Origin of the sequence: Arthrobacter sp. NPDC057388 (assembly GCF_042668165.1) — a bacterium.
In the GTDB taxonomy this organism is placed as follows: domain Bacteria; phylum Actinomycetota; class Actinomycetes; order Actinomycetales; family Micrococcaceae; genus Arthrobacter.
Map to the genome: position 1 here is coordinate 149,934 of NZ_JBHVBL010000001.1, position 16,861 is coordinate 166,794.

The following is a 16,861-nucleotide window of genomic DNA, read 5'->3' on the forward strand; positions in this document are numbered from 1 at the left end:
GGGAAAACCATGACCACCGCAGAATGGTTCAACAGAGACTTCTTCCGAGTTCCGGTCATCGCCGTCCTGCGAGGGCTGGATCCAGCCACCACCGTCGAATACGCCCAAAACGCCTGGGCCGCCGGCGTCGAACACGTCGAAGTACCGATCCAGACCCCGGACGCCATCGCCTCGCTGAAAGCAGCCGTCCAAGCCGCGTCACAACAGGGTAGGAAAGTAGGTGCAGGCACAGTCAACACCTTCGAACAGCTCGAAGCAGCCGCATCCGCTGGCATCTCCTTCACAGTCTCCCCCGGACTCAACCCCGAAATCGTCGCAGAGAGCATCAGACGTCGAATCCCCCACCTCCCCGGCGTCGCGACCGCCAGTGAAATCCTGCAGGCCCAGCGCCTGGGCCTGACCTGGCTCAAAGCATTCCCGGCCTCCGAGCTCGGCCCAGTCTGGGTCAGAGCCATGCTCAGCCCCTTTCCGGACATCAATTTCGTGGCCACCGGCGGCATGACACTGGACAACGCCGAGGAAATGCTCAACGCTGGCGCCCGGGCTGTCGGGCTTAGCTCAGCCTTCGCCTCGCCCCAAAGTTCCCAACGAGTAGCCAGTTTCATGGAAACGCACACTGCGTCTCGTGACAGCTTCTAAGAGTCACCTATAGCGGCGGCTTGCCCATGAAGGAACAGCACAACAGGGCTTCATAGCTGCAGATTGAACCACACCCCAACCTGACGTCCGGGGACTGCGCAAATGCCGTCAGATTGAGGTGGAATTCCTCTTTTACTGACAGCGGCCCGACGGACTCTAAGATGCCAGCCTGACAGTTTAAGAAGCCCAGGGCTTTAGTGGATGGTGCTCTGTCGTTAGCGGTTCCATTGCGGCCGCAGCGGCGAGGCTTTGCCTGCGTAGAGGTGTAAGTGTTCCGCCGTCATTCTGTAGGTCGATGCTCCGGTCAGCGGTTGCGGTTCGACGTAGATCAGGAACCCTTCTGATTTTTCGTAGATTCTGCGGGGTTGACTGCTGTCCGAGGTGATCCAGATGGCGGAGCCGTCTGGCATGGCCTCGTCGACGATTCCTGAGCGGACAACCTGTCCGTGTTGATGGACCTCGACGAGTGGTCCGATCAGGTCTTCCCACTGAGTGTGCCTGTGCATGCTGACGTGCTGCACCTTTCCTTGTTAAATGCGGATTGGCCGCCACTTTCCCGGTGGCGGCCAATCCGGGTTTAGTTGACGGCAGCGGCCTTGACGCGGTCCCGGATCTGTCGTTCAACGTCTTCCTGGTGAGGCAGGCGCTTGAGAGTTTCAAGCGCCTCCGATTGCGGAATGACCACAATGCCGTCCTGATCGCCGATCACGATGTCACCGGGGTTGCAGACGACGTTGCCGCAAGCAACGGGCTTGCCCACTGCGCCGGGCCCGTTTTTGGACGGGCCTGCGGGCACCGTCGCTTTGGCGTACAGGGCGAGGCCCATCTCGTTGATTTCCTCGATGTCGCGTACGGCCCCGTCGATGATGACCCCTGTCACTCCCTTGCTGAGGCAGATCTCGGCGAGGATGCCGCCGAACACGGACCGGTTGGTGACGCCGTTGCCGGAGATCACCAGCACGTCCCCGGGCTTGGCTTCATCAAGTCCCCGGTGGATCGCCAGATTGTCCCCTTCCCAGACCTGAACCGGCAGAATCGCTCCGGCCAGCTTCGCGCCAGGGGTGAGGCAACGGATATCAGCTGACATCATGTCCAGGCGGTTTCGGACGTCACCGATGAGGGCGGGAGGAAAGGCCGCGATGGCTTGGATCAGATCCTCGGATGGCCGGGGCCATTCCGGGTGGACGGCGATGTTGTCTGCGGAAACGTTGATAAACATGGCAGCTTTCTTGTCTCAGTCGTGGAATCAGGCGTGTGCCGGGCGGAGGTTCGGTTGATTGACGGGGTGGCTCGGTGCTTCACCGGCAAGGACCCGCTGCACCTCCGCCCATGCCACGGTCCCGGCCTCGAGGAACGCTTCTTCGGTCTGGCCGGCGATATGTGCGGTCAGGAGCAGTCCGGGGGTTGTGCTGTGCGGGAATGGTGTGTGGGGGAGCGGGTCCTTCATGTCGATGCTCTCGGCTTCGAGGACGTCGAAGGCAGCACCGGCGATAAGTTCCTTGTTGAGCGCATCCGCCAGCGCGGCTTCATCGACGAGGCCGCCGCGTGAGGTGTTGATGATGAACGCGGACTTCTTCATCCGGGCCAGTTCCTGTACACCGATCATGTGGCGTGTCGAAGGCAGCAGGGGAACGTGGATGCTGATCGCGTCAGCCTCGGTGATCAGCTCGTCAAGGGACACGAGCCGGGCACCGGCGGCAGCTACGTCCTCTGCCTTGGCGATCGGGTCGCAGGCCAGGACGGTCATCCCGAAGCCCCGGGCGATGGCTGCGACGCGGCGCCCAATGGCACCGAAGCCAATGATGCCCATGGTGCGCCCGGAGAGTTCGAAGCCGATCAGGTCGCCTTTACCTTCTGACCAGTTGCCGGCGCGGACCCGATGCGTGGCGGTCGGGACTTTCCGGGCTCCGGCGAGCAGCAGCGCGAAGACGTGCTCGGCGACGGCGTTGCTGTTGGCCCCGGGTGTGGTCGTGACCCAGATGCCCTGGTCCGTGGCGGCGTCGATGTCGACGTTGTTGGTGCCGACGCCGTGGCGGGCGATGATTTTCAGCTGCGGTGAGGCTTCGATGACGTCCTTGGTGAAGTTTTCTGCGCGGAGGATGACGGCATCAACGTTTTTGCTGACATTCAGGTAGTTGACCTTGTCCGGGCCGAAGCCGAGATGTACGGTTGCTGCTGCCTTGATCTCTGCCAGTACGTAGGGGTGGATGGGGTCGGAGACGTAGATCTCAGTCATGGTGGAGCAGGCCTAACGGTAGAGATGTTCGGACGGGTTGTGGTTTGGCTTGACGAGAAGTCCGACGACGAGGAGGCCGAGCAGGCCGGCGGCGACCAGCACGAAGGCGGGGACGAACGTGTTGCCGGTTTGGTCGATGAGCCAGGTGGCGAAGTAGGGGCCTGCGCCGCCGCCGATGACTGCGCCGACGCTGTGTCCGAAGGCGACGCCGGTGTGGCGGATGCGGGTGGGGTAGAACTCCAGCATGGAGCCGTAGGTGCCGGCCTGGCAGAGGGCGTAGGGGATGATGCCAAGGGCCAGTCCGAGGAATGCCAGGACGAAGGAGTGCTGGTTCATCAGGGCGAACGACGGGATCGAGATGGCTGCGTACGCGATGTAGGACCACAGGAGAACCTTGCGGCCACCAATGCGGTCACCGAGCTGTCCTGCGAAGGGGATCAGGACGGCGGCGAAGATCACGGCGAGCAGAACAATCGTTGATGCTTCGCTCTTCTTGAACCCGAGGACTTCGCTGAAGTAGACGGCGACGAAGACGGTGCCGATGTAGGTGCCCAGGTTCTGGACGAGGGAGATGGTCGTGACCTTGGCCAGGGCCTTGGGGTACTTGGAAAGCACTTCACGGAACGGCTTCTCGGAGGTCGTGTCCTTGTCCTTGATGGCCGTGAACTCGGGGCTGTCCTCGATCTTGAGGCGGAGAATAAGGCACAGGATGCCGAGCGGCAGAGCGAGCAGGAAAGGAATCCGCCAACCCCAATCAGCCATCGCTGCCGCCGGCATGGCTGCGGCGGCCAATGCTGCGAGGCCCGCTGCGAGGCCCTTACCGAACTGGGCAATGCCAGGAATCATCGAAACGTAGAGGGAGCGCTTCCTCGGTTCCGCCCATTCACGGATGTAGGCCGCGGCGCCGCCGATTTCGCCGCCGGTGGAGAAGCCCTGCAGCATACGGAAGAGGACCAGCAGGATGGGGGCGACGACGCCGATCTGGGCGTAGCCGGGTAGGAGACCAGTCAGGGTCGCGGCGGCGCCCATGAGCGAGATGCTGGCGATCAGGCTGTAGCGGCGGCCCTTGCGGTCACCGAGGCGGCCGAAGAAGACCGCGCCCAGCGGGCGGACGACGAAGGCAGAGCCGAACACCAGCAAGGTGTTCAGCAGCGACATCAGAGGGTCATCGCTGGGGAAGAAGACTGTGGCCAGAGTCGCGGCCACGTAGCCGTACACGCTGAAGTCGTAGTACTCGATGAACGTGCCGAAGGCAGCTACACCAGTGGCCTTTTTCGCTTTTTTGCGCCGCTCCAGATCCGGGGCGGCAATGGTGTGGGTGGTCATCCGAAGACCTCTCTGTCTTTAGATAAATGGGACAGTGTCCTATTTCTTGGGGTTGGTTAAAGAATGCATGTGTTCCATGCCACTGTCAAGATGAAAGAAATGCCGACCCGGGGGCAGCGGCCGGCGGGCTCCCTGCAAGCCGGTCAGCGCGTGAGATACTGCGGTCATGGAACAAGCCGGACGCTCAACTCAGCGCGACGGATCAGCGGAAGTCTTCGCGGCCATTGAGGCCGTCATCAGCCGTTCAGGAAGCGGTTGGGGAGTCCGCGAACTAGCCGAACAGCTCAACGCCAGCAAGAGCACTGTCAGCCGGAACCTAGGCAGGCTGGTTGAAGAGCGGCTTCTTTCCCGGGACGCCAACGGTGCATACAGTGTCGGGCCGCGCCTCCGGGTCCTGTCCCAAACTCTCCACGAACGTCACCCGCTGTTCGCTCAAGGCTCCCGCCTGCTTTCCCAACTCAGCAAGGACACTAACGCCACGGCCCTGCTGGCTATCGCTTCGAACTTCCCCGAAGAGTGCTTCGTACTGATCTCCCACGAGCCCGATTCACCCGTCAGGTACACCCTCAGGGCAGGCAGCCGACTGCCCGTCCATGCCGGCGCACTCGGGCTGGCGATCCTCTCACGCAGGGGGACATCAGGACTGCCCGAGCATCTGGCGAAATACACCGAACATTCAATGGAGACCCGCGCCCAAGTTGAGCAGGCGCTGCAAACCCATGCAGCCTTGGGTGCGGTGGTGAGCCTTGGCCAGCATATTCCCGACGCGGCCGGCGTTGCCGTGCCTTTCAGTCTCAGCGAACACGTCATCGGTTCGGTCTCGCTCTCAAGGCCGCGGAACGAATTCGACCAAGCAAGCATCCCCGCGACCACCGATTTACTGCAACGAGCGGCCGCCGAACTGGAATCGGCAGCGCGCTCTGCGTCGCAGGAGCCGGCGGTTCGCGAAAAGCGAGACCTGCCGCCCGCAACTCTGATCGAGCGGATATCCCGGCTTCTGACAGAACTTTGTGCAAGGCCCATGACCGAGCTTGGTTCCGGGCGTCTGGCCGAAGTGGTTGGAGCCGGATCAGTCGCGTCCCGGCGGCTGGCAGAAGCGGCCACCGAATCCGGACTAATGACTCAAATTTCCCCAAGGAGCTGGATCGCCGGGCCAACCCTCCTCCGATGGGCAGCAGAGCTGGGCCCCCAGGCAAAATTGACTGACCTGATCGTCGACGAACTTCGAGATCTTGCCGAACAAACAGGTGAAACCGTGGGCCTGGCGCTGTTAGACCACAACACTGGAGCAGCCCACATGGCGGCCACTTACGCCGGCTCCGATAGTGGAGTCCGCTACGTGTTGGAAATCGGATCCCAAATACCGCTCCATGCAGGGGCGGCGGGCAAGGCCATTCTCGCCCACATTCCGGCGGTAGTGGACAGCATCAACCTGGAGGCCTTCACCGAGCGCACGCTCACCAACCCTAACTCGCTAAAGGCAGACCTTGACCAAATCAGGCTTCGCGGGTGGGCCATCGGTGACGGAGAGAGGATCCCGGAAGCGTACGGCATAGCCGCACCCTTTTTTATCGACGGGACAGTCCGAGGCTCCCTCACCATCACCATCCCCCGATACCGGGTACAAGAAGCACCGATCGAGAACCTGACTGCCGCAGTCCGCGCCAGCGCCGAAAGAGTAACCAAGCTGCTATCAACTGAAGACAACTAGCAAACGCAGGGCGCTGTCCGCTGAGCCCTCAGGTTCCAAGAGAGTGCGTGAAAGCAAGGTTTTCCAGAGATCCGACTAGTTCGGGAGTGCTCGCGACCGCCTGTAGAACGTTGCCCTGGACATTCCGAGATCGCGGGCAACCTGCGCGGCAGGCTCACCGCCTTCGACCACACGAATTGCGCTTCTGATCTGACTGTCAGTGACCCGGCGCGGTCGACCGCCTAGATTCTTTCCGGCTTCCCTGCGCTTGCTGATGGAATCGACCACGCGTTCGTGTCTGATCTCGTGTTCCATTTGGGCGAGAGCAGCCATGATCGTGAACAACATCGACCCCATCAGAGTCGCGGTGTCCACGTCATCCCGCCGAGGTTCAATACGCGCAGGCCCGCGCCCCGGCTGCGGAGTTCATCGGCGAAGGCAAGCATGTTCTGCGTCGAGCGCCCGAGACGGTCCAACGTCGTAATGACAAGTGTGTCCCCTTCGATCACGCACCAGACGCCATTCACAGCAGTCCCTCCAAACACTCCGCGAGCGCCTTAGCGCCGGTGTTGACGCCCACCCCGTTGATTGAAAGGATCCCGCCCGTGGATACATGCGCGGACTTCGCCCGGTCGCCCGGCTAGCGCCGGATGGTCCTGTGGACCACGGATGTTCTGGGATCGCCCGGTCAGTCGTCCGGGCTCTGGTCCAGGACCTGGAAGTTGGGGCTGACGTTGACCTCGACCTCGGACCCGTCGCTCTTCCGGATCTCCACCTCATAGGCAGAACCTGAGCTGTCACCCCGCTCGACGTCGGTCACCTGCCCCGGACCCACCTTGGCCATCGCGGCGTCGACTGCCTTGTCGCGGTCGGTCTGGTTCAGCGGCTGCTGGCTGCTGTCGTTGGTGATCGAATCATCGTCGAAGGGGTTGACGGAAGCCGCCGCAACCGAGGCGCCTCCCAGAGCCGCCACAGCAACGGCTGCACCGATGATCCACGCTGTTCTTTTGCGCACGACGGGCTCCTTTCACATCGTTTTTTCCAGTGTGCCCCCGTGAACGGGGCGCCACAAGACGCTGTCAGCCCGCCGCTGCCCCGGACGGCGAACCGCCGGCCGCCGTCCCGCCGTCGTCATAAGCCTGCCGCGCAAGACCCGCGAAGTCCGGAATGAGAGCCGACGGATCGTCCTTCCAGTACACGAGGAACACGGATATGGGCGGGGCGTCCCGCACAATCTTGTAGGCCACGCCGGGCCTGGGGTACTGGGACACTGTCGCCTCCGATGACATGCCCATCGCCTGGCCGGTGGCGATCAGTGTCAGCCAGTCGTCCACGCCCTGGACGGGGCGCAGCGATGCCGGCTGCACTCCCGGATCCCAGAGGTCCAGCGTGGTGGTGCCCGTCCGGCTGTCCACCGCGATCGTCCGGCCGGCAAAGTCGGCCATGCGCAGGAAGCGACGGCGGGCGAGCGGATCCGTGGCCGCCACCGCGGCGTACCGCCGCTCCGTTCCAAGCAGCGTTTGGGCGAACCGTGCGTCGCTGAGCTCCCGGCGGACGACGGCGACGTCAACAGTTCCGTTGGCCAGCCCGGCGGCCGGCGAGTTGGACTGCACCCATACCAGCGCCACCCCGGGCTTCGCTTCCTCCCAGCGCCGCTGCAGGTACAGGGTCCGGCTGCCCACCGCGGACCAGGCGTAGCCGACCCTGATTTCTGCCGCATGGTCCCGCGCTGCCTCTTCCAGCAGCCTGGCTTCGTCGAGGACCCGGCGGGCGTGTTCGATGATCCGCTTGCCCGCCGCGGTGGGCGTGACGCTGCGCGTGGTCCGCTGGAAAACGCGCACGCCCAAGGCCTGCTCCGCGGCGGCTACGGAGCGGGAAACGCTGGCCTGGGAGGTGCCCAGTGCAATGGCGGCATCAGTAAACGTCTGAGCGTCCGCGACGGCCACGAGCGACCGCAGATGGCGCAGCTCAAGATTCATACGGTCATCGTATAGAACAGGCAGCGGAAGCATTTATAGGTTCCGGAATCTGGCCGCACACTGTGGATCATGGCGATACAAGCAGAGTCCGGCGCCGCCCGGGAGCGCAGTCAAACTGCCCCTGCCCAAGGCCGTTTCCTGGCTGGTGTCCTCACCATGACGGGCAGCGGAATCAGCAACCAGATTGGCGCCGGCATCGGTGCCCACGCCTTCCCGGCAGTCGGACCGGCGGGAGTGGTTGCGGTGCGGCAGATCGTCGCGGCCGCCGTGCTCCTGCCCGCGGCACGGCCTCCGCTCCACCGGTTCACCTGGCATCAGTGGTGGCCGGCGCTCCTGCTGGGCGCAGCCATCGCGCTCATGAACATCTGCCTCTACACGGCCATCCAGCGGATCGGGCTGGGCCTGGCGGTGACCCTGGAATTCCTCGGCCCGCTGGCCATCGCGCTGCTGCGCTCCAGGACCCGGCTGGACCTGCTGTGCGCGGCCTTCGCCGGCGGCGGGGTCTATGTCCTGGTGCTGCCCGGGCCCAGCAGCGATCTCGCCGGCATCGGCATCGCCATGACGGGCGCGGCTTGCTGGGCCGCGTACATCGTCCTGAACAGGGTTGCCGGGCAGCGGCTGCCGGGCCTGCAGGCCCCCGCCGTGGCCACCGCGGTTTCCCTGGTGTTTTACCTTCCGGTGGCTGCCTGGCTGCTGGCCCAGGGCTCCCTGGCCGGGCCGGCGCTGGGCTACTCCGTGGCCGCCGGCGTGCTGTGTTCCGTCATTCCCTATGCGGCGGACCTCATCGCTCTGCGCACCGTGCAGCCAGGGTTCTTCGGCATATACATGAGCATCAACCCGTTGCTCGCCGCCCTCTCCGGGACGCTGGTACTGGGCCAGCTCCTGGTGCTGCACGAGTGGCTGGGCATCGCGATCATCGTCGCCACCAACGCGGCGGCCATTCTGCTCGCCGGGCGCAGATCCCGCCGGTCCGTGCCCGCCGGGCGCGGCAACCCCCGGACGTTGCCGGCATCCCGGGAGTAGCCTTGGGGCATGACGGTCAGGAGCGCGGGCCTTCTGCTGTACCGGCGGAACGGCAAGAAGGAATTGGAAGTGTGGATCGCCCACATGGGTGGACCCTTCTGGGAGCGCAAGGACGAGCGCGCCTGGTCGATACCCAAGGGCGAGTACCTCGAGGAGGAGGACCCTTTGGCCGCCGCGCAGCGCGAGTTCGCGGAGGAGATGGGAGTCCCGGCGCCGTCCGCGGACTATGTGCGGCTGGGAACCTTCAAGCAGCCCTCCGGCAAGCTCATCACGGCTTTTGCGGCCGAGTCCGCCTTCAAGCCCGAGAAGATCCTGAGCAACACCTTTCCCCTGGAGTGGCCCAAGGGGTCTGGCACCGTCCAGCACTTCCCCGAGATCGACCGCGCCGAGTGGATCGGTGAATCCGAAGCCCGCGTCAAACTGGTCAAGGGCCAACTCCAGATCCTCGACGCGCTGCTCGGGCACCTCCACGACAGCGCCGGAGCATGACAGCCGCAAAGGCGGCGTTCGTACACCAGGCCACGGTGGCGATGAAGGCCGACGGCGACCTGCGCGCCCTGGGTGCCGCCGTCACCCTTGGGCTGTGCGGAAGCTGGGACCACCCGCCGCCCTGCCCGCTCGCGCCGCACCACACCCGGCCCGAGCGGAACGGGGACGCGGTTACCCTGCGGATCATCTTCGCCACGGAACCGGCGAACGAGGCCCTGGCCCGCAGCCGCATCAACAGCGCCCTCCGCCAGGGAAGCCTCACCGGGCCGGACGGCCGCACCAGCCGCTGGGAGTTCCTGGACGGCGGGCACGGCGAACTCGACCCGTCGGAGGCCGCGCACGCCCGGCGCCTTATAGACTCCTGAGACGGGCCCCAGCCCCCCAGCCCCGCCTGTGCCGCGGGACTAAACTGCCTGGGCTATCCCGCCTGCCCGAGAACCGTGCGGTAGATTCCTGTATGGTCCAACTCGCCGTCGCCCGCGGCGATCATGAGCTCAAAGGCGCCGCGCACGCTGGCGGAGAGGGGCAGCTTCAGGCCTCTGTCCTTGGCTATCTCGGCGATGAAGTTCAGGTCCTTCAGCTGGTTCTTCGCAGAGCCGCCCCCTTCGAAGTCCCCGTCGATCCAGCGCCGCCCCTTCTGCCGGAGCACCTCAGAATCCGCCAGCCCCCCGGCCAGGATGGACTGCACCTTCTCGGGGTCGAGTCCGCTGGCAGTCGCCACCGCCATCGCTTCGGCCAGGGCCGTGACGGTGGCGGACACCACGATCTGGTTGCACGCCTTGACCGTGGACCCTGCGCCGGTTTCGCCGAACCGGACCACGGTGGAACTGTAGAGCCCGAAGAGCGGCAGGAGGCGCTGCACAACATCACTTGGCCCGCCGACCATGGTACTCAGCCTGCCTTCCTCGGCACCGATGGTCCCTCCGCTGAGCGGCGCGTCCACCACCGTGACCCCGTGCTGGCGGCGGCAGTGCTCGGCGAACTCGGCGACAGCCACGGGGGAAACCGTTCCGTGAACCACCAGAACGGGTTCCTCGATACGGGCCGCCCGCCACCCGGCCAGGAGCCCGTCATCGCCGGACAGAAGGCCGGCGACCTGCGGCAGGTCCGGCAGGACAGTCAGGACAGCCTCGGCGGCGGCCCCGGCCGGGGTGGCGGCTACCTGTCCCCCTTCGATGGCCCTGGCCTTTTCCGCGGTGCGGTTCCAGAGCGTGAGGGGAACGCCGCCGGCAAGGATGTTCCTGGCGATCGGGGCACCCATCGGTCCTGTGCCCAGCAGGGCAACGGACGCGGGGATGCCCTGGGTGAGGTTCTGTGTGTCTGTCACGGTGCTCATGTCGTTAGGAGGTGGTGTTGGTTAGAAGGGGATCAGGCCGGCCATGGCGGGCAGGAAGGTGCTGAACCACGGAACGGCAGCCAGCACCAGCAGCCCGATGAATACGGCGATGAGGTACGGCCAGAAATGCTTGAGGCTCTTTTCCACCGTCTCGAGTCCGGTTGCGCAGGCGACGTAGAAGCCGACGCCGGCGGGCGGGGCGAACGAACCGATGCCCATGGAGATGATCAGGACCATGGCGTACTGCACCGGGTTGACGCCGAATTCCGTGGCGATGGGCAGGAGCAGCGGCGCGAAGATCAGCACCGCGGGCAGGCCCTCAAGGAGCTGGCCCATGATGATCAGCAGCACGATGGTGAACAGCATGAAGAGGATGGGTGAGTCGCCCAGGCCGGACATGAGGTCATGGATCTGCTGGGATACACCGGCGAGGGCAAGCGTCTGGGCCAGCGGCGACGCGGCAGCGATGATGAACAGAACCATGCCCGCCGTCGTCGTTGTTTCCCGCAGGGTATCGCCCAGCAGCCGCTTGCTGCCGCGCCGGTAGGCGGCGGCAAGAACAAAGGCATAGGCGACGGCGACCGAGGACACCTCGGTGGGGGTGGCGAACCCGCTGAGGATGCCAACCACCATGCCCACCGGAAGCAGCAGCGTGGGGATGGCGAAGAACGTGGCGGAGCCGCGCGCACGCCAGGTGGCCTTGGGGCTGGAGACGCCGCCCTGCTTCTTTGCGCGGAGGAAGACGAGTGCCATGACCACGAGGGCCAGGAAGGCAGCCGGAACGAAGCCGGCGAGGAACAGCGTAGTGGTGGAAATCGTGGTGATGGAGCCCATGATGAGCAGGACGATGCTCGGCGGGATGGTCTCACCCATGATGGCCGAGGCGGACAGTACCGCCACCACCTCGCCGCGGGGGTACTTTCGTTCCTCGAGCATGCCGCGCATGGTGGTGCCGACGGCGGCGACGTCCGCAACCTTGGAGCCGGAGATGCCCGAGAAGATGTACATGGTCACGACGACCACCTGAAGCAGGCCGCCCCGCAGGTGCCCGATGAGTGCGTCCACCAGCTTGGCGAGCGGCAGGGTCAGCCCGGCGGAGTTCATGACGGTTCCGGCGAGGATGAAGAACGGGATGGCCAGGAGCACGAAGCCCTTGGCCCCGGAGGCCATGCCGATCGGGATGGCGCTGACTTCGGAGATCCCGCCCAGGTACAGGTAGATCCCGGAGGCCAGGGCGAGGACGAACGCGATGGGCAGGCCAAGGAACAGGAGGGCGAACAGGGCAACCAGGACCACGCCGAGGAGGACGTTGGGCGAGGCGTAGTAGAACAATGGCTGGGACAGGACCACGGCCGCGGCCAGGACGGCAGTTATCCCCGCGCCGACCAGGACGGCGCGGCGGGGCTGGCTCCACAGCTTCAGGACAGCAAACCAGGCGATGAGCACCATGCCGACTGAGAAGGGCAGCGAGACCCAGAACACCGGCAGCTGGAGGATCGGCGTCTTTTCCTCGAGCTGCTGGACGAGGGTGGGAACGAACAGCGCAAAGGCGCCCGCGCTCATGACGAAGACAAGCCAGTCGACGACGGCCGCCAGGTAGGGCTTCCAACTTGCCGGAAGCCGCATGATCAGCGCTTGGACGGCCATGTGCGCACCCTTGGGGTAGGCGATCGCGCCGCCGATGAAGGCGATGGTCAGGAGCGCAATTTCAGACACTTCCTGGGTCCACAGCACAGAATCACCCGTGGCCACCCTGACCATGATGTTCAGCAGGATCACGACGAGCTCGGCGAGGATGGCCGCGCCGACGGTCCATTCCAGGGCCTTGTCCAGCCAGATGGCGCCGCTCCAGCGCGGTGCGACGTGCCCGTGGTGGAGGATCTCTTCCGCGTCAGACGGAAGCACGTCTTCGAGGTCCTTGGGGGCGAGTGTATGTTCCATGTTCTTCCAGACTGTCAACGTTAAGAGCGGGATGCTGAGTTCGGGTGTGGGGCTGAGGGCCGAAGCGCCGGACTGCGCTCCGGCCCGCAAAGGGCCCTACTTGGCGGCGGCGATCGCCTGGTCGAAGAATTCCTTGCCGATCAGCTTCGAGAAGTCCGGGTAGAGGCTCTTGGAAACGGCCTTGAACTGCTCAATGCCGGCGGCGGTGGGCTCGTTGGCCTTCATGCCCTTGGCGGTAAGCTCAGCCAGCTGCTTCTCCGACTGCTCGGCGTCGTACTCCGTCTTGAAGGTGGCCGTCTCTGCCGAGGCGTCCGTCAGGATCTTCTTCTGGTCCTCCTTGAGGGAGTCCCACTTCTTCGAGGACAGGGCCAGGACCCAGGCGTCGTTGATGTGGTGCGTCAGCGAGACGTACTTCTGGACCTCCGAGAACTTGTTGGTCCAGGGCACCTCGATCGGGTTTTCCTGGCCGTCGATCGTTCCGGTCTGCAGGCCGGTGAACACCTCGGAGAAGGCCATGGTGGTGGGGCTGGCGCCCAGCTTGCCGAAGAACTCCGTCCACAGCGGGTTGCCCGGCACGCGGATCTTCAGGCCCTTGAGGTCCGACGGCTTTTCGATGGGGCGTTCGGAGTTGGTGATCTGGCGTCCGGTCCTGGTGAGGAAGGACAGCGCCACCGTGTTCTTCTCCTTGAGCTTTTCCTTCAGGACGTCGCCCGGCTTGCCGGCCAGGAACGCGGCTTCCTCCTTCGTGTCATCGAACAGGTAGGGAATGCTGATGGCGTTCATTTCCGGGACCACGGAGGCGTACACCGATGTGGACAGGATCAGCGCGTCCAGGGACCCGCCCTGCAGCCTGGTCACAGCGGCGTTCTGGTCTCCGCTGAAGCTGGTCCCGTTGGGCACCACGGTGACAACCACTGAGCCGTTGGAGGTCTTCTTCACCTGGTCGGCGAAGTGCTGGGCGGAGACACCCACCGAGGAGGTCAGCGGATCCGGGATGGACAGCTGGATCTTGGCTACCGGCGCGCCCCCGCCCGGAGCTCCGGAAGCGCATCCGGCGAGGAGCGTGGCGGCGAGGGCGGTGGCCAGCAGTCCGGTGAGGGCGCGGGTCTTGGTGTTCATGTGATGCCTTTCTTCATTGGAAGGAGTCTTTTCCGGCAGGCGCGGGATGGCATGGGCTTCCCGCGCCCGGACCGGAGGGGCAAAGCGGATGGTTAGGCGCTCAGGGCGGCTTCCGAGACGAGCGCTTCTGTTTCGCGGCGCAGCTCAAGGGCCTGGGAAAGGGATTCGTCCATGATGACGTCCTCCCACCGCACGGTTGCGCCCTTGGCGATGTCGGCACGCAGCTCGACGTGGTGGGCCAGGGCCACCGGCAGGGCGCCGATTTCCACCGAGTGCTTGGCCGAGACGAGCTTGCCCCACACGGTGAAGCCGCCCTCGCCGTCGAGGAATTCGCCGGCCTTCAGGTCCTTCTTGGCGGTGGCAACGACGTCGCCGAAGAAGCCGACGGGCGAGCCGGTGGCGATGCCGCGCAGCGCCGCGTTGGCGATGGACATATTCAGTTCGAGACCCACGTAGTGGTACGGGCGGTACAGCGCTGCGTACTGGCCGGTGGGGTCCGGGTGCCACGGGTACTCGTTGAAGCAGCCGGAGACGTAGCCATTCGTGGCCTTGACGACGACGAACACGCCTTCCTGGGTGTTGTGGCTGATCCAGCTGCCGTCGCGGTTGACGCTGGACATGACGTCCACGCTGCCCTCGTGGGCCAGGGCGCCACCGACGTCGGCGGGGCGGCAGATGGTGGCGATCTCTTCGACGTCACCCGGGGTGAAGCTCAGCCCGTTGTCCGACGGCGTGAGGCCGGCACCGTTGGCGACGGCGGCCATCTCGATGGATGCCTTGGTGCCGTCACGGAAGGAGGTGTGCATGTACGGGTTGAGCTGGCCGGAGTCGGTGAGCTCCTTGGAGAACTCCCAGTTTTCCCATACGTTGTCCGGGTTCATCTCGTGGTAGTGCTCGAGGTACTTGGCGCCCTTGCCCGCACACACCACGTCGAAGCCGCTCGTCCGGGCCCAGTCCACCAGTTCCATGATGAGCGCGGGCTGGTCGCCGTAGGCCATGGAATAGACGACGCCGGCCTCCTCCGCGCGCTTGGCGAGGGCCGGGCCGGCCAGGGCGTCCGCCTCGACCGTGACCATGATGATGTGCTTCTTCGTTTCGATCGCCCGCAGTGCGTGCTTCACACCGACGATCGGGTTGCCGGTGGCTTCAACGATAACGTCGATGCCGACGTCGAACAGCTCGTCGGCGTTGGCCACGATGGTGGTGGAACGGTTCTTGAGGGCGGTTGCGATGTCAGGAGCGATCTGGTCCTTAGGCCATCCGACCAGCTCGAACGCGCCTTCTGCCCGCTTCACATTGATGTCGGCGATGGCAACAACATGGATGCCCGGGATGTTGTTTGCCTGAGCCAGGTACATGGTTCCGTACCGGCCGGCGCCGATGAGGCCTACACGGATGGGACGGCCCTGGTTCTCGCGGTCGCTAAGAAGCTTGTGAAGGTTCATGGGGAGCTCTCTGGTTGATGTCTGACCGAAGAGAAATAGCCGTCCATTCGGGGGATGAGGCAACCTCTTCGTCGCAGCCAAGTGTGATCTGGGACGCAGATGCTGTGATCTGCGTTACCGGAGTGGAACCGGTTCCACTTTTGTACCAGTCAGTGTTAAGCTGTGTCAACAGATGTCGGTGAGCCCCACCGGCCACGAGGAGGAGCATTGAAGAAGGCGCCCACAATCCGCGATGTGGCGGCAGCGGCGGGAGTCTCGGTGTCCGTGGTGTCGCGGGTGCTGAACCCGGACTCCGGTCCCGTAGCGCCTGCCAAGCGCGAACAGGTGCTGAAGGTCATCAGCGAACTCGGCTACCGCCCCCGCGCTGCGGCGCGCGAGCTGAGCGCGGGCCACGCCCTCACCGTGGGCCTGGTGGTCACGGACCTGGCCAACCCGTTCTTCGCCCTGCTGGCTGACCGCGTGGTGTGGGAGGCCCGGAGCCACGGCGTGCAGGTGGTGGTCATGACCACCCAGGAGGACCCGCACCTGGAGGCCGAGTCCCTCGACACGCTCCTGGACCGCTCGGTGGGCGGCGTCATTGCAACGCCCACGGGCGGAAACGTCGAGAAATGGGACCGCCTGCGGGAACTCGGCGTCAACGTGGTGTTCGTCGACCGCGCCATTGCGGAACTTGGCGATGTCGACGTCGTCAGCATCGAAAACTCCGACTCCGCCCGGCGCGCCACCGACCACCTCATCGCCCTCGGCCATGAGCGGATCGGACTTATCACCGGACCGGCCAGCACGTCCACCGGGCGTTCGCGGATCGGCGGCTACCGCGCCGCCCTCGACAGCGCTTCCATAAGCCTTGATCCCACCCTGGTCCGCGACGTCCCGTTCCGCGGAGACGGCGGGGGCGACGCCGTCGGATCCCTTCTGGCGCTCCCGGATGCCCCCACCGCCTTGATCGTGGCCAACACCGCCCAGGTGCAAAGCTCAGTCCGGCGCCTCGTCCAGATGGGGGTGCGCATACCCGATGACCTATCGGTTATCGTTTTTGACGACAATCCGTGGACCGAGCTGACGAGCCCGCCGCTCAGCGTGATCAAACAGCCGATCGGCATGCTTGCGGTGCACTCCCTGGAGCTCGTCCTCGGACGGATGCAGGGCCGGCTCCCCGCCGGCGCCAGGACCATCGAAGTGAACGCGGATTTCGTGCCGCGGAGCAGCTGCGCGGCACCCGCCCGATCCCTGGCCAGCAAGTCCGTAAACCAGTAACCAGATAGGAAAAGGAAACCCATGAGCGTAGTTGTCACCGCCATGTTCACGCCCAAGGAAGGCGCCTTCGACGACGTCGTCGCCGCCCTCTCCCCCGCCATCGCGGAGGTGCATGAGGAGCCCGGCTGCATCCTGTACGCCATCCACGAAGCACCGAATGGCCAGATCGTCATGATCGAAAAGTGGGAGAGCGCCGAGCTCCTCGACGCCCACGGCGCCGGCGAGGCCGTCGCCCGCCTGAACGCCTCCCTTGAGGGACTGCTGGAAGAGCCGGTGGAAGTAACCCGGCTGGCGGCCATCCCCGCCGGCACCAGCGCGCAGGGCGCGCTCTAGCCTTTCAGTACACCTGAAGAACGACGGCGCCCCTCGCCTCTGCGGCAG

Annotated in this window: 17 protein-coding genes and 1 pseudogene; 7 read left to right on the forward strand and 11 right to left on the reverse strand. The window is 65.0% G+C overall.

Annotated features, from left to right (window positions below):
- The first annotated feature begins 9 nt into the window (after positions 1-9).
- Positions 10-639, forward strand: a complete 630-nt coding sequence (locus tag ACFUTU_RS00640) for a bifunctional 4-hydroxy-2-oxoglutarate aldolase/2-dehydro-3-deoxy-phosphogluconate aldolase (RefSeq protein WP_377959836.1) — start codon at positions 10-12, stop codon at positions 637-639.
- A gap of 215 nt (positions 640-854) precedes the next feature.
- Here the strand turns inward: ACFUTU_RS00640 and ACFUTU_RS00645 are convergent, their stop codons facing one another.
- The 4 genes from ACFUTU_RS00645 to ACFUTU_RS00660 are packed head-to-tail and all read right to left on the reverse strand — an operon-like array spanning position 855 to position 4,201.
- Positions 855-1,160 (reverse strand): hypothetical protein, encoded by a 306-nt coding sequence (locus tag ACFUTU_RS00645; protein ID WP_377959837.1) that lies wholly within the window; start codon positions 1,158-1,160, stop codon positions 855-857.
- Between the two features lie 56 nt (positions 1,161-1,216).
- Positions 1,217-1,858 carry an RraA family protein gene (locus tag ACFUTU_RS00650; protein WP_377959838.1) on the reverse strand — a complete coding sequence of 214 codons (642 nt, stop codon included), beginning with the start codon at positions 1,856-1,858 and terminating at the stop codon, positions 1,217-1,219.
- A gap of 27 nt (positions 1,859-1,885) precedes the next feature.
- Positions 1,886-2,875 (reverse strand): hydroxyacid dehydrogenase, encoded by a 990-nt coding sequence (locus ACFUTU_RS00655; RefSeq protein ID WP_377959839.1) that lies wholly within the window; start codon positions 2,873-2,875, stop codon positions 1,886-1,888.
- Positions 2,876-2,887: 12 nt separating this feature from the next.
- Complete coding sequence (locus ACFUTU_RS00660) at positions 2,888-4,201, reverse strand: MFS transporter (protein WP_377959840.1); 1,314 nt, start codon at positions 4,199-4,201, stop codon at positions 2,888-2,890.
- A gap of 166 nt (positions 4,202-4,367) precedes the next feature.
- Between ACFUTU_RS00660 and ACFUTU_RS00665 the strand changes: the two genes are divergently transcribed.
- A complete protein-coding gene (locus tag ACFUTU_RS00665; protein ID WP_377959841.1) occupies positions 4,368-5,912 on the forward strand; it encodes an IclR family transcriptional regulator in 1,545 nt (514 codons plus the stop codon).
- Positions 5,913-5,987: 75 nt separating this feature from the next.
- Here ACFUTU_RS00665 and ACFUTU_RS00670 read toward each other — a convergent pair.
- The 3 genes and pseudogenes from ACFUTU_RS00670 to ACFUTU_RS00680 form a co-directional block, all read right to left on the reverse strand.
- Positions 5,988-6,400, reverse strand: a pseudogene (locus ACFUTU_RS00670) (recombinase family protein); the annotation flags it as partial.
- A gap of 179 nt (positions 6,401-6,579) precedes the next feature.
- A complete protein-coding gene (locus ACFUTU_RS00675) occupies positions 6,580-6,906 on the reverse strand; it encodes a PepSY domain-containing protein (RefSeq protein ID WP_377959842.1) in 327 nt (108 codons plus the stop codon).
- A 64-nt stretch (positions 6,907-6,970) separates the two neighbouring features.
- Entirely contained in the window at positions 6,971-7,870 is a 900-nt protein-coding gene (locus ACFUTU_RS00680; RefSeq protein ID WP_377959843.1) for a LysR family transcriptional regulator, read from the reverse strand.
- A 69-nt stretch (positions 7,871-7,939) separates the two neighbouring features.
- Between ACFUTU_RS00680 and ACFUTU_RS00685 the strand changes: the two genes are divergently transcribed.
- The 3 genes from ACFUTU_RS00685 to ACFUTU_RS00695 are packed head-to-tail and all read left to right on the forward strand — an operon-like array spanning position 7,940 to position 9,747.
- Positions 7,940-8,893 carry a DMT family transporter gene (locus ACFUTU_RS00685; protein WP_377959844.1) on the forward strand — a complete coding sequence of 318 codons (954 nt, stop codon included), beginning with the start codon at positions 7,940-7,942 and terminating at the stop codon, positions 8,891-8,893.
- A gap of 9 nt (positions 8,894-8,902) precedes the next feature.
- Complete coding sequence (locus ACFUTU_RS00690; RefSeq protein ID WP_377959845.1) at positions 8,903-9,382, forward strand: NUDIX domain-containing protein; 480 nt, start codon at positions 8,903-8,905, stop codon at positions 9,380-9,382.
- Positions 9,379-9,747: a hypothetical protein gene (locus tag ACFUTU_RS00695; RefSeq protein ID WP_377959846.1), complete on the forward strand. Its 369-nt coding sequence runs from the start codon at positions 9,379-9,381 to the stop codon at positions 9,745-9,747. Before ACFUTU_RS00690 ends, ACFUTU_RS00695 begins: the two co-directional genes overlap by 4 nt.
- A gap of 53 nt (positions 9,748-9,800) precedes the next feature.
- Here ACFUTU_RS00695 and ACFUTU_RS00700 read toward each other — a convergent pair whose 3' ends face one another.
- From ACFUTU_RS00700 to ACFUTU_RS00715, 4 genes are all read right to left on the reverse strand, one after another.
- On the reverse strand, positions 9,801-10,709 hold the full coding sequence (locus ACFUTU_RS00700; protein ID WP_377959847.1) for an NAD(P)-dependent oxidoreductase: 909 nt from the start codon (positions 10,707-10,709) through the stop codon (positions 9,801-9,803).
- A 30-nt stretch (positions 10,710-10,739) separates the two neighbouring features.
- Positions 10,740-12,659 carry a TRAP transporter large permease subunit gene (locus ACFUTU_RS00705; protein WP_377959848.1) on the reverse strand — a complete coding sequence of 640 codons (1,920 nt, stop codon included), beginning with the start codon at positions 12,657-12,659 and terminating at the stop codon, positions 10,740-10,742.
- 96 nt (positions 12,660-12,755) lie between these two features.
- Positions 12,756-13,778 (reverse strand): DctP family TRAP transporter solute-binding subunit, encoded by a 1,023-nt coding sequence (locus ACFUTU_RS00710; protein ID WP_377959849.1) that lies wholly within the window; start codon positions 13,776-13,778, stop codon positions 12,756-12,758.
- Between the two features lie 92 nt (positions 13,779-13,870).
- Positions 13,871-15,223 carry an NAD(P)H-dependent oxidoreductase gene (locus ACFUTU_RS00715; RefSeq protein WP_377959850.1) on the reverse strand — a complete coding sequence of 451 codons (1,353 nt, stop codon included), beginning with the start codon at positions 15,221-15,223 and terminating at the stop codon, positions 13,871-13,873.
- Between the two features lie 207 nt (positions 15,224-15,430).
- On the opposite strand from ACFUTU_RS00715, the gene ACFUTU_RS00720 reads away from it, so the two are divergent.
- The gene (locus tag ACFUTU_RS00720; protein WP_377959851.1) at positions 15,431-16,480 is read left to right on the forward strand and encodes a LacI family DNA-binding transcriptional regulator; all 1,050 of its coding nucleotides are present in this window, start codon (positions 15,431-15,433) and stop codon (positions 16,478-16,480) included.
- A gap of 21 nt (positions 16,481-16,501) precedes the next feature.
- A complete protein-coding gene (locus ACFUTU_RS00725; RefSeq protein ID WP_377959852.1) occupies positions 16,502-16,813 on the forward strand; it encodes a putative quinol monooxygenase in 312 nt (103 codons plus the stop codon).
- Positions 16,814-16,861: the final 48 nt, after the last annotated feature.

Bases quoted from the DNA above. Each gene is read 5' to 3' on its own strand.
- ACFUTU_RS00640 (WP_377959836.1), top strand. From the start codon at position 10: ATGACCACCGCAGAATGGTTCAACAGAGACTTCTTCCGAGTTCCGGTC.
- ACFUTU_RS00650 (WP_377959838.1), bottom strand. From the start codon at position 1,858: ATGTTTATCAACGTTTCCGCAGACAACATCGCCGTCCACCCGGAATGG.
- ACFUTU_RS00655 (WP_377959839.1), bottom strand. From the start codon at position 2,875: ATGACTGAGATCTACGTCTCCGACCCCATCCACCCCTACGTACTGGCA.
- ACFUTU_RS00660 (WP_377959840.1), bottom strand. From the start codon at position 4,201: ATGACCACCCACACCATTGCCGCCCCGGATCTGGAGCGGCGCAAAAAA.
- ACFUTU_RS00665 (WP_377959841.1), top strand. From the start codon at position 4,368: ATGGAACAAGCCGGACGCTCAACTCAGCGCGACGGATCAGCGGAAGTC.
- ACFUTU_RS00680 (WP_377959843.1), bottom strand. From the start codon at position 7,870: ATGAATCTTGAGCTGCGCCATCTGCGGTCGCTCGTGGCCGTCGCGGAC.
- ACFUTU_RS00685 (WP_377959844.1), top strand. From the start codon at position 7,940: ATGGCGATACAAGCAGAGTCCGGCGCCGCCCGGGAGCGCAGTCAAACT.
- ACFUTU_RS00690 (WP_377959845.1), top strand. From the start codon at position 8,903: ATGACGGTCAGGAGCGCGGGCCTTCTGCTGTACCGGCGGAACGGCAAG.
- ACFUTU_RS00695 (WP_377959846.1), top strand. From the start codon at position 9,379: ATGACAGCCGCAAAGGCGGCGTTCGTACACCAGGCCACGGTGGCGATG.
- ACFUTU_RS00705 (WP_377959848.1), bottom strand. From the start codon at position 12,659: ATGGAACATACACTCGCCCCCAAGGACCTCGAAGACGTGCTTCCGTCT.
- ACFUTU_RS00710 (WP_377959849.1), bottom strand. From the start codon at position 13,778: ATGAACACCAAGACCCGCGCCCTCACCGGACTGCTGGCCACCGCCCTC.
- ACFUTU_RS00715 (WP_377959850.1), bottom strand. From the start codon at position 15,223: ATGAACCTTCACAAGCTTCTTAGCGACCGCGAGAACCAGGGCCGTCCC.
- ACFUTU_RS00725 (WP_377959852.1), top strand. From the start codon at position 16,502: ATGAGCGTAGTTGTCACCGCCATGTTCACGCCCAAGGAAGGCGCCTTC.